Annotated in this window: 9 protein-coding genes; 3 read left to right on the forward strand and 6 right to left on the reverse strand. The window is 48.7% G+C overall.

The annotated features are described in order from the left end of the window. A partial coding sequence (nifJ, locus tag ACLUYS_RS07600; protein WP_412659524.1) for a pyruvate:ferredoxin (flavodoxin) oxidoreductase occupies positions 1 to 2871 on the reverse strand: 2871 nt, incomplete at its 3' end. Positions 2872 to 3402: 531 nt separating this feature from the next. On the opposite strand from nifJ, the gene ACLUYS_RS07605 reads away from it, so the two are divergent. Next, the gene (locus tag ACLUYS_RS07605; RefSeq protein WP_230266854.1) at positions 3403 to 4125 is read left to right on the forward strand and encodes a transposase; all 723 of its coding nucleotides are present in this window, start codon (positions 3403 to 3405) and stop codon (positions 4123 to 4125) included. A 114-nt stretch (positions 4126 to 4239) separates the two neighbouring features. On the opposite strand, the gene ACLUYS_RS07610 is transcribed toward ACLUYS_RS07605, so the two are convergent. The 4 genes from ACLUYS_RS07610 to ACLUYS_RS07625 all read right to left on the reverse strand — a co-directional run bounded on the left by ACLUYS_RS07610 (position 4240) and on the right by ACLUYS_RS07625 (position 8819). Continuing rightward, positions 4240 to 5196 (reverse strand): IS3 family transposase, encoded by a 957-nt coding sequence (locus ACLUYS_RS07610; protein WP_412659525.1) that lies wholly within the window; start codon positions 5194 to 5196, stop codon positions 4240 to 4242. Between the two features lie 11 nt (positions 5197 to 5207). Next, positions 5208 to 5567, reverse strand: coding sequence for an HTH domain-containing protein (locus tag ACLUYS_RS07615; RefSeq protein WP_412659526.1), 360 nt, complete (start codon positions 5565 to 5567; stop codon positions 5208 to 5210). A gap of 173 nt (positions 5568 to 5740) precedes the next feature. Then, a complete protein-coding gene (locus ACLUYS_RS07620) occupies positions 5741 to 7060 on the reverse strand; it encodes a hypothetical protein (protein WP_412659527.1) in 1320 nt (439 codons plus the stop codon). A gap of 484 nt (positions 7061 to 7544) precedes the next feature. Next, on the reverse strand, positions 7545 to 8819 hold the full coding sequence (locus ACLUYS_RS07625) for a glucose-6-phosphate isomerase (RefSeq protein WP_412659528.1): 1275 nt from the start codon (positions 8817 to 8819) through the stop codon (positions 7545 to 7547). Between the two features lie 154 nt (positions 8820 to 8973). Here ACLUYS_RS07625 and ACLUYS_RS07630 point away from each other — a divergent pair, with 154 nt between their 5' ends. Both ACLUYS_RS07630 and ACLUYS_RS07635 read left to right on the forward strand, forming a co-directional pair. After that, positions 8974 to 9444, forward strand: coding sequence for a divergent PAP2 family protein (locus tag ACLUYS_RS07630; RefSeq protein ID WP_230266849.1), 471 nt, complete (start codon positions 8974 to 8976; stop codon positions 9442 to 9444). 134 nt (positions 9445 to 9578) lie between these two features. Then, a complete protein-coding gene (locus ACLUYS_RS07635; RefSeq protein ID WP_230266848.1) occupies positions 9579 to 10046 on the forward strand; it encodes a NifU family protein in 468 nt (155 codons plus the stop codon). Between the two features lie 171 nt (positions 10047 to 10217). On the opposite strand, the gene ACLUYS_RS07640 is transcribed toward ACLUYS_RS07635, so the two are convergent. Beyond that, a partial coding sequence (locus tag ACLUYS_RS07640) for a hypothetical protein (RefSeq protein ID WP_412659529.1) occupies positions 10218 to 10519 on the reverse strand: 302 nt, incomplete at its 5' end.

The raw sequence follows: 10519 nt of genomic DNA on the forward strand, positions 1-10519 counted from the left end.
GTCATATCCAGCGAGGGACTTAACGTCTTCATCGTAGTCAGCTTCTGCGACGAGTTTCTTGATTTCTGGTTCAAGAGCTCTCTGTTTGTCGCGATCGTTGCCTGCAGCGATGTACGCTTCCATTTTTTCCTTCAGTTCCGGAGCAACCTTATCCAGGTTGTCTTCCATGATCTTCAGGATCTTCGCCTTGTTCAGGTTGTTGGCAAGAGCCATACCGTAACCGAATTCAGCGTTGTCTTCGAACAGGGAGTTTGCCCATGCAGTTCCGTTGCCGTCTTTGTCTTTTACGAACGGAGTAGACGGGTTGGCACCGCAGTAGATGGACGAGCATCCTGTAGCGTTGGCAATCTGCATGTCTTTACCGAAGAGCTGGGAAGCCAGACGGTAGTAAGGCGTTTCACCGCATCCTGGGCAGGATCCAGGTACTTCGAAGTAAGGCATCTGGAACTGGGAACCCTTGATTGTGGATTTCGGGAACAGATCGGATTTGTATTCGGTGTGCTTGAAGAGGTAGTCAGCCAGCGGATCGTACTCGAGCTGGGAGTTGACATCAACCATCTTGAGGGCTTTGTTGCCTTTTTTGCCCGGGCACTCAGAAACGCACAGACCGCAGCCTACGCAGTTGCTTGGAGATACCTGAACGCGGAAACGCAGGTCGGTATCTTTCTTGCCCATCAGAGGCAGCGTAGCGAATTCCATCGGAGCGTCTTTTACTTCTTCCGGTGTCAGCGCGAAGATACGGATTGTAGCATGAGGGCAGACGAAGGAGCAGAATCCGCACTGAATGCAGTTTTCAGGATCCCATTCCGGAACTTTAACGGCGATGGCACGTTTTTCGTTGAATGCAGCGTTGTTCTGCATGGTTCCGTCAAGAACACCGTGTTTGGTGAAGGAGGAAACAGGCATGTTGTAGCCTTCGAGGCCGTTGATGCGAGCTGCATATTCATCCCAGTAAGCGTTGCCGGTCGGCTGACGGAGTTCGCTTACAGGCAGGTCAGACCAGGCTTTGTCTACTGCAACTTCAACAAGTCCGTCTTTACCCATGTCGATGGCTTTGTAGTTGAGCTGAACGATATCGTCGCCCTTCTTGCCATAGGATTTCTTCGCTGCTTTCTTCATCAGATCAACAGCTGTGTCGTATGGCAGAATCTGAGGGTTCAGCGCGAAGAATGCAGACTGCAGAATGGTGTTGGTACGACGACCCATTCCGATTTCGCCGGCAATCTTGTTGGCATCGATGATGTAGAACTTAGCATCCTTGTCAGCGAGTTCCTTTTTCAGACGGTTAGGCATGTGCTTAACGATTTCGTCCTTGTCAAAGGAAGTGTTGAGCAGGAAGGTTCCGCCTTTCTTCAGGTTGTTGGCCAGATCGTATTTGAACATGTAGGAGTCCAGAGATACGGAAATGAAGTCGGCGTTGTTGATGTAGTACGTTTTATGGATTGGTTCGCTTCCGAAACGCAGGTGGGAACGCGTTACGCCGCCGGCCTTCTTGGAGTCGTAAGCGTAGTAGCCCTGAGCGTACATGTCGGTGTTGTCACCGATGATTTTGATGGAAGACTTGTTGGCGGATACAGTACCGTCAGATCCAAGACCCCAGAAGAGGCACTCGGTTGTCTTGCCGTCATCAATTACGAAGGAATCATCGAACGGGAGGGATGTGTTGGTAACATCGTCCACGATACCGAGGGTGAATCCGTTTTTGAGTTCGTCGCCTTTGAGGTGATCGAATACAGCCTTGATGTGTTTTGGAGCTGTATCGTGGCTTCCAAGACCATAGCGTCCGCCGATGATCTGGATGTCTTTGTCCTTGAGAGCAGCTACAACATCGAGGTACAGAGGTTCGCCGAGGGCGCCGCCTTCTTTGGAACGGTCAAGAACAGCAATTTTCTTAACGGTGGAAGGAAGAACGTCAACCAGGTATTCTGTGGAGAACGGACGGAACAGATGAACTTTGATCATGCCGACTTTTTCACCGGCTTTGTTCAGTTCATCGATGGTTTCCTTAGCGGTCTCGGTTACAGAACCCATAGCGATGATGATGTTTTCTGCTTCTGGATCACCATAGTAAGTGAAAGGAGCATATTCACGGCCAGTGATCTCGCTGATTTTCTTCATGTAGTCAGCTACGATTGCAGGTACGTTTGCATAGTGTGCGTTGCGAGCTTCTACGCCCTGGAAGAAGATGTCATCGTTTTCGTTGGCACCGCGTGTAACAGGGTTCGTATGCGGCTGCATAGCGTTTTTCTTGAATTCAGCAAGAGCTTCGTAGTCGATCAGATCTTTGTATTTGTCTGTATCGAAAACTTCGATCTTGTCTACTTCGTGAGAAGTTCTGAAACCGTCGAAGAAGTGAAGGAACGGTGTATGTGCCTTGATGGCGGCAAGGTGAGCAACACCGGCAAGGTCCATAACTTCCTGTACGGAATGGCTGGCCAGCATTGGGATACCGGTCTGACGAACAGCATATACGTCAGAGTGGTCACCGAAAATGTTCAGAGAACGGCTTGCAAGGGAACGAGCCGCAACGTGAAGAACAACTGGAAGGTTTTCACCAACCCATTTGTAAATATTCGGGATCATCAGAAGAAGACCCTGAGATGCGGTAAATGTTGTTGGGAGAACACCGGCCTGTGCAGCACCGTGAACGGCACCGGATGCACCGGCTTCAGACTGCAGTTCCGCAATTTTAACGACTTCACCGAAAGTGTTCTTGCGGCCCTGGCTAGCCCAGGCATCCATGGATTCAGCCATCGGGGAAGATGGTGTGATCGGGTAAATGCAGCTCATGTCCGTCAGCGCATAGGCGTTATGGGCAGCAGCTGTGTTACCATCCATGGACTGGAAAATTTTTTCTACTTTTTCTGCCATGTAGAGTATTTCCTCCTTTTGAATGTATCTACATACGTGTTTATTATGACGCAACGCAATTCTTTTTGAAAGTGAATTCAATTGGTCGGCCCGTTCACGCGGTTAGTCCAACTTAACACAGGGTGTCTTTATGCGCTTTCTTCGGACTGCACAAAAGTGTAAATATCTGTAAGCCTTTACATACAGTTGTTTTTACATTTACTGTAATCTTTTCGAACAATGGTAAATCTTTATACGTTCCGGCCATTCTTCTTTACAGGATTCGAAATTCTCACGCCAGACATTGAAAAAATTGAAAGCCCATGCCCTTTTTGCCCCTTCCTCAGCCGGGCTATCCATTGTACGAATCGGATGATTTACGTGCTCGATTCGGCTTAGAACCTGTCCGCAAAAATCGTCTTCCAGACCATAAAAAATAAAACTCAGAAAGAAGAACGCATGCCCACTTCTGCGGAAGCAGTTTGATAAGCTCCCCGGCGAACAGACACGTGAATTATACAAACGTGTTCTTCTAGAAAGGGAGCTTTTCTTATGGGACGAAAATCCAAATTTTCTCCTGAAACCAAACTGGAATGTGTTCAACAATATATCTCCGGTGTGGGGTCTGGTGAACTCTGCAAACAGTACGGCATTCTTGATCCGCACACGATCACCAAATGGGTTGGGATCTATATGCGTGATGCTGCCACGGGATTGATCACACCTAGCGTAAATAAAGAATATTCTTCTGAGCTGAAACAGAAAGTGATTGCGGAATATCGTTCAGGGCAAGCATCTTTGAGTCAACTCTGTCTGAAATATCATATTTCTGCTGTCTCAGTAATCCGAGACTGGATGAAAGCCGATACTATTTCTCCAAATAAAGGAGGAACTAAAGTGGCAAATCGTAAGAAGAAGCAATCCGCAAAATCATTCACCAAAGAGCAGAAAATCGAAGCGGTAAAGTGGTGTCTTGAAAATGATAAGGATTATCAGAAAACCGCTCATCATTTTGGCTGCACGTATACACAGATTTATAACTGGGTCCGGAAGGCTGCCAGCCAGGGCAACGAAGCGCTGGAAGACCATCGAGGAAAGCGAAAGCAGGAAGCGGATCTGACAAATGAGGAAATGGCTTCACGACGAATCAAACAGCTGGAGTCAGAAAATGAACTTCTGCGAAGGGAGAATCTTCTGTTAAAAAAACTCGAACAAGCAGAAAGGAAGTGGTATGAGAAGTGGTATGAAGGGTACCCCAAGTCAAGGACAATTTAAAAGAGAGTAAAACTATCTGTATCTTTACCTCTGGTCAATGACTGGTCTTTTGGTTAAGCAAACTGCACTGGGTCTTCCGGGAGGGGCACCGCCGATTTTTCCCCTCAGAACTCCTTAGGAATCCAGGTGTTCTGAGGGAACGGTAACTCCGGAAATCGGATATACACCTGTTACCTGGTACTGGTAAAACTCGTTGGGAGCCAGCCTGGCCAGCTGCCACTGATAACGTCTGTTGTTGTAGTAGTCGAGCCATTCTGTGATTGCGGCCTTTACCTCATCGAATGAAGACATCGCCTTGATTCTGATTTTAAGGTCATCCTTCATGTGGCCGTGAAAACTCTCGATTGGTGCGTTATCCCAGCAGTTTCCACGGCGGCTCATCGATTGGCGCAGCTTGTGGCTCCTTACCAGATCAATAAAGCTGTAGCTGGTATAGTGGCAGCCTTGATCGGAGTGAATGATGGAGTCTGTATTAAGTTCAGATCCGTGGTTCTTCATCAGATCTTTGACCGTTTCCATGACGAAATCCACTTCCAGTGAAGGGCTGAGACGCCATGCCAGAATCTGCTTGGTATACGCATCCAGAATTGTTGAGAGATAGCAGGTGGATCCGGAATACTGGATATAAGTAATGTCTGTCAGAAGGATTGAGTGGGGACCATGCAGCTCAAATTCCCGCTTTACCAGGTCAGGTGCGACATTACTGGTTTTCAGTGCTTTGGCCATACGGCGGTACGGATTTGCCTTACGTATCGGGCAGACAAGATGGAATTTCTTCATAAGATGTCTGATTTTCTTGAGGTTCATCGTAATCCCCTGGTGCTGCAAACCCATGTAAATGCCCTGTGCTCCTCTTGGATATCGGTTTGAGGTAAACACTCCAAGAATTAGCTCAAAGTCTTTGCGATCCTGCTCTTCACGGGCTCTCCGGGCTTCTTCCTGTTTCAGCCAGTTGTAATAACCAGAGCGGCTGACATTGTTCAGGGCGCAGAGCTCAGAGACAGACATATGGTTATCCGGATCACTGCAGATTGACTGAATCAGCCGAAATCTACTGCTGGGTACATTCATGACAAGTGCCTCTACTTCCTGGAATTGGCCAGTAAGATAATTTTTTTTAGAGCATTCAGCTCTGCTTTTAGACTTCTGATCTCAGCAGAAAGGCTTTCAACATCCTTTGACTGGTCTGGAGAAACGGTCTGCTTAGCTTTCTTACGGGCTAACCTGTCTGCAGCGTTATAGATTCTGGAATCTCCAAGAATTTTGGGATCATACCCCTTATTCCTGAAGAAGGCTTTAGGGCTGGATCCATTTTGAAGAGCCTGCCAGAGTTCGTCTTTGAATTCCTGGGTGAAACGGATCATGGAATCGGAAACGAACTGAGTATTGGGATTGGCTTCGAGGAGTCTGATCTCCTCATCAGTAAAACGGCGACGTGTCATGTTGATTACCTCCTGCAGCGGATAGTTGATACAGGTAGTGTCTCATTTACACGGATCAGACACGAGAGCGTTTTAGAAAAAGAAGAACTGTACTGTAATCGGGGAACACTCTGTTTTGTCTGTCCATAGGACAGGGTTACTCTCTATTTTGTGTCCAGATTACGGGGTACAGTTTAATTGGAATTGTGCCCGAGGATAATGACGTTTTTCTGCTCAATCCAGTAATCGGGATTGAGTTTAGCCGTGACATGGCATTTCCGGGCCGGTTCGGTGACTTTCATGTACTTCTCATCCGAAGCCGAATAGAAGAAATAATGACGGCCGCCGGAGTCCATCGAACTGAGCGGAATCGCGCAGGGATGGGACGGCAGATATTCGCTGATATAGGCTGGATCATCAAACACCGTTCGCTCCTCGACCTGAAACGTAGTTCCCTGGTTGGAGAACAGTTCGGTATAGACCTTATTGAGTTCAGGCATCAGGCAGAACTGGGAGAGAATGCGGCCGAGCACTTCGTGGACGCGAATCGGTACGATATTGCATTTGCCCCGCACCTGTTTGTAATGAATGATTTTTTCTACGAGCTTTTCCGTCCAGGGATCGGAAATTTCGACAATAATTTTCTGATCGTCATCCGATTCCTGACTGGATGTGATGTCCGCTACCTGCATAAGCGTCTTGATGATCTGCGGATTGCCTTTCTGCTTTTCCTGTTCCAGATCTCTCTGTTCAAACTTGCATACGCGCCCTGCTGTGTCATTGACGAGAATGACGACCCCACGGGCGTGCTTTAAGGCAATATCGTTGAGCTGCTTGGAAGAAAAGACATCGCCCTGCCGAACGATCACCGTCAGATTGTCATAAATCCGGTTGCGCCGGTAATACATATTCCCTTCCAGCCATCCCATTTTCTGGCATTTTCTGTGCAGCCTGGTATTTTCCCGGTAAATCGTATCCTGTATGCGTTCGCTGATTTCCTTTTTGATCTCTTCCACCTGACCGTCGGTCAGAACGACAACTTTTTGCGGAGTCGGGCAGAACAGCAGGTCGTTGATAATTTCCGAAGCCCGGTTATTCCAGTTCAGAATGACGAGATGACCGGAAATGTTCAGTGCATGATTTCCCGTACGCGAGTTGTCCACAAAGTCGGAAATGTAGTTGGTAATGTAACCGATCACGGCGCCGGTAAAAATCACCATGCCGATGATGACAAGCACAATGCATACGACCGCCAGAACTTTCTTGGATCCGGTCGCCATATCCACAACGGTATCCGCGTTGCCCGCATCGAGTACCATCATGACGGAATAGTAGAGCGACTCCCAGAAGCCAAGCGTTTCCGTTCCCGGCAGCGCCAGGTTGTCGATGATCAGAGCGGCGACCAGAAAGAAAATCACGTTGAACAGCAAAATGATCGCCAGTACGACCTGCGACGGATTTTTCGCCACTTTAATCGACAGCCATTCGGCAAGCGGCATTTTCCTTTTCTTCATCCTTTCTTCTCCTTTTCCTCTCTGTATTCCCGGACTGTCATTCGTGATCCTGCAGTTCACAAAAAGGGCATATTCTTCGAAGTCCTCGAAGATGCCTGTTCTGCCTTACCCAAAGGAAAAATCTGCACATTTTCCGGATTGTCAAATCCATAGCCGGGCAATACGTATCCAACATATACCCGGTAAAGGAGGAAAATGGGCAGATTGTTTATTTTTACATGTCACGTTGTATTTTATGTCAAACGTATTCCATACTTTTGACGTTTTCCATTCGCTGAACCCGCGCTTAGGCCGGCTTTTTGAAAGCAGCCCTGCCGGATTTCCATTTTGCGCTTTTCTGCGTCCGGATCGAACGCATCCTTCCTGGATCCGGCTGTCTTTTTAAGAAAGCGCAAAAAAAATGAGCGAACTGAAGACAGTCTGCTCATCTCTGGGGAATCAAAACGGGTTTTCGAAATGGAAACGCGCTTGCCTGAACTCTCGACTATTCTTTGCCGAGCAGTTTGAACATGTTCTTCTTGTAGACTTCAACGCCTGGCTGGTTGAACGGGTTGGATCCGTTGAGCAGCGTAGTCATAGCGATGGCCTTGAAGAAGAAGGCGCACATGTTGCCGAAATCGTAAGCGGTCATGCCTGGCATAGTCATGAGAATGTTTGGAACATTTCCGGTCACTTCATGGGCCTGCAGGGTGCCTTTGGCAGCCATCTTGTTGACCCAGTCAATGCTCTTGCCGGCGAGATAGTTCATGTTGTCCAGGTTTTCGTCATCGTGCGGGAAGGTGATGTCGAGGGCTGGCTGATCGACGTACAGGTTCGTTTCAAACAGAACTTTCTTGCCGTCCTGAACGAACTGGCCAAGGGAGTGCAGATCGGTCGAGAAGACAGCGGAATCCGGGAGAATACCCAGACCGTCCTTGCCTTCGGATTCGCCGAAGAGCTGTTTCCACCATTCAGCGACTTTCTGCATCTGCGGTTCGTATTCTACGAAAAGTTCTACATCGTAGCCCATGTTCTGCAGAATGCGGCGGGCAACGGCATACTGGTAAGCCGGGTTCTTGTCGACATCGGCGTCGCCGTATTCTTTCATGCCGTCAGCGAGACCTTTCATCAGATCATCGATGCTGATGCCAGCAACGGCGATTGGAAGCAGACCGACTGGAGTAATTACAGAGAAGCGTCCGCCGATATTATCTGGGATGACAAAGGTTTCGTAGCCTTTTTTGTCGGCAAGCGTTTTGAGGGTGCCGCAGGCACGGTCGGTCGTTGCGACAATGCGGTTTTTCGCTTCATCTCCGTATTTTTCGTGCATGAACTGTTCAAGAATACGGAACGCGATGGATGTTTCGGTCGTAGTTCCGGACTTGGAAATAACGTTTACCGTTACGCGTTTGTCCTTGATGTAGTTCATCACCTGAGCAATGTAGGTAGAAGAGAAAGTGTTTCCGGTGTAGATGACTTCTACTTTCTGGTCTTCGGGGTAAAGACCGTTGATCATTTCAATTGCAGCACGCGGGCCGAGATAGCTTCCGCCGATGCCGCAGACAACGAGAACGTCGCTGTTTTTCTGAATGCGCTTTGCGCAGTCTTTGATGCGGGCGAATTCATCGCGGTCATAGTCTTCGAACCAGGTCATCCAGCCGATGAAGTCGTTGCCTTTGCAGGTACCTTCGACGAGCTGTTTGTCGTACATGGCAACCTGGTCTTTCCAGGCTGAGCAGGACTCGTTCAGTTTTGCGTGAGACAGATCAAGTTTAATCAAAATTTTTTCCTCCTGACTGACACGGGTAGTATACCATTTTCAAAACAAAGGAAAGCGCCCTCAGCCTGCCGAAGAGCACCTGCGCAAAAAACGTCCGCATTTTTTCAGAGCGGGTACAATAAAAGCGGTTCATGATGAGCCGTGAGGAGAAATTATGCTTCCTTCATCTCTTTTCCCGCTGCTGACCGCGCTGTTTTCCGCCTTTCTCGCGCAGATTCTCAAAATTCCGGTACATTATTTCCGTACTGGTCAATGGGACTGGAGTCAGGCGATTGCGTCCGGCGGATTTCCCTCCTCGCATTCTTCAACCGTGACCGCTCTGTCGATTGCGATTGGCATGCAGGAAGGCTTCAACTCCGCTCTCTTTGCGGTTACCGCAGTATTTTCCCTGATCGTCATGTACGACGCGTGCCATGTTCGCTATTACACGGGCAAGAATATTGAACTGACTCAGGAGCTGATCAAGGATCTTCGCTCTTCAGGCACGCTCTCTTTAAACAGCCCGCTCTATACGCAGAAACTCAAGACGGTTCTTGGTCACAAAATTGTCGAAGTCGTCGGCGGCTTTATTCTCGGTCTGCTCATTCCCTTTCTTATGGCCCCAGTCTTTCTCTGGTCCATGTAGACCCGGCAATTCAGTCACACCGCCCCTTTCGCCCAAATCCATTCAAAGAGTTTTTTGAACCGGAATCCAGTTTGGGATTAAAATCTTTTTTATGATCCAATGATTCAGTCTTTTAAGGAAAGGAAGGAACTGTCATGTCCGAAACAAAAGATCTTCAATCCGATGAAAAAGAAGTAAAAACGGAAGCTGCTCCCAAAGCAGCCGAATCCGTTGAAGAAAATACAGAAAACGCGAAGGCAGAAGCCAGTGAAAACGCCAGCGCAGAAGACGCTGCCGCATCGGCTGAGCATAAAGTCGTCAGCGAAGACGACGGCACCTATACAATTCATCCGCTTGCGGAAGGCGAAAAGCTGACCCGCAAACAGCGCAACGTCTGGGAAGAACGCGCCGAAGGCATTGTCGAAAAGATTCGTCCGTACATTCAGATGGACGGCGGCGACGTGCAGCTGCTGGGCATTGACGAAGACGGCATCGCCTACGTCACCTTCCTGGGTGCGTGCGCCGGATGCATGATGGCCGGTGAAGATTTCTCGACGGGAATCCGTCTGCTTCTGCTGGATGAATTCCCGGAACTTAAGGAAGTCGTACTCGTCGGCGCTTAATCGATAAACCCTTTTTCCTTGTGTTCTGCTCGATTTCCCAGTCCCTTTAAAAGTCTGGCCGGTCCATGTGACCGGCTTTTCTTTATCCTTTCCTGCTTCCCGGTTTCAAATTCAAGCGTCCTCCTCGCCAGGATCTGCTCATCGAAACTTGGCAAAACAAAAACCAGACGGTCAGTCTTCCGTCTGGTCTTGTAGTTTCGTATCCCATTGGGCAATGGTTTCGAGCAGGACGTTTGAAGCCAGCGAAGCATCCAGCAGGGCCAGCTGTTCCATCCTCTGCAGAGCACTCGATTCAGGAAAGAAGGCAGCGCGTTTATCGAGCATCTGCCCGGCCAGAACGGAATCCAGAACGATCCATTTCGAAGAAGCGGAAGGATATTCTTCCCCTTCATTTTCGGGATCCTTTCCCGTTTGGATTTCTTCGACTTTTTGCGCGGCATCGATCCAGCCTCTGGGCAGGCGATTTCCGGGAT

It is taken from the genome of Allobaculum sp. (genome assembly GCF_047010065.1).
GTDB classification, from domain to species: domain Bacteria; phylum Bacillota_I; class Bacilli_A; order Erysipelotrichales; family Erysipelotrichaceae; genus Allobaculum; species Allobaculum fili.

What these genes read in the sequence shown, in the direction of transcription:
- ACLUYS_RS07615 (WP_412659526.1), bottom strand. Translation starts at nt 5,567, where the DNA reads ATGACACGTCGCCGTTTTACTGATGAGGAGATCAGACTCCTCGAAGCC.
- ACLUYS_RS07630 (WP_230266849.1), top strand. Translation starts at nt 8,974, where the DNA reads ATGCTTCCTTCATCTCTTTTCCCGCTGCTGACCGCGCTGTTTTCCGCC.
- ACLUYS_RS07605 (WP_230266854.1), top strand. Translation starts at nt 3,403, where the DNA reads ATGGGACGAAAATCCAAATTTTCTCCTGAAACCAAACTGGAATGTGTT.
- ACLUYS_RS07610 (WP_412659525.1), bottom strand. Translation starts at nt 5,196, where the DNA reads ATGAATGTACCCAGCAGTAGATTTCGGCTGATTCAGTCAATCTGCAGT.
- ACLUYS_RS07635 (WP_230266848.1), top strand. Translation starts at nt 9,579, where the DNA reads ATGTCCGAAACAAAAGATCTTCAATCCGATGAAAAAGAAGTAAAAACG.
- ACLUYS_RS07620 (WP_412659527.1), bottom strand. Translation starts at nt 7,060, where the DNA reads ATGAAGAAAAGGAAAATGCCGCTTGCCGAATGGCTGTCGATTAAAGTG.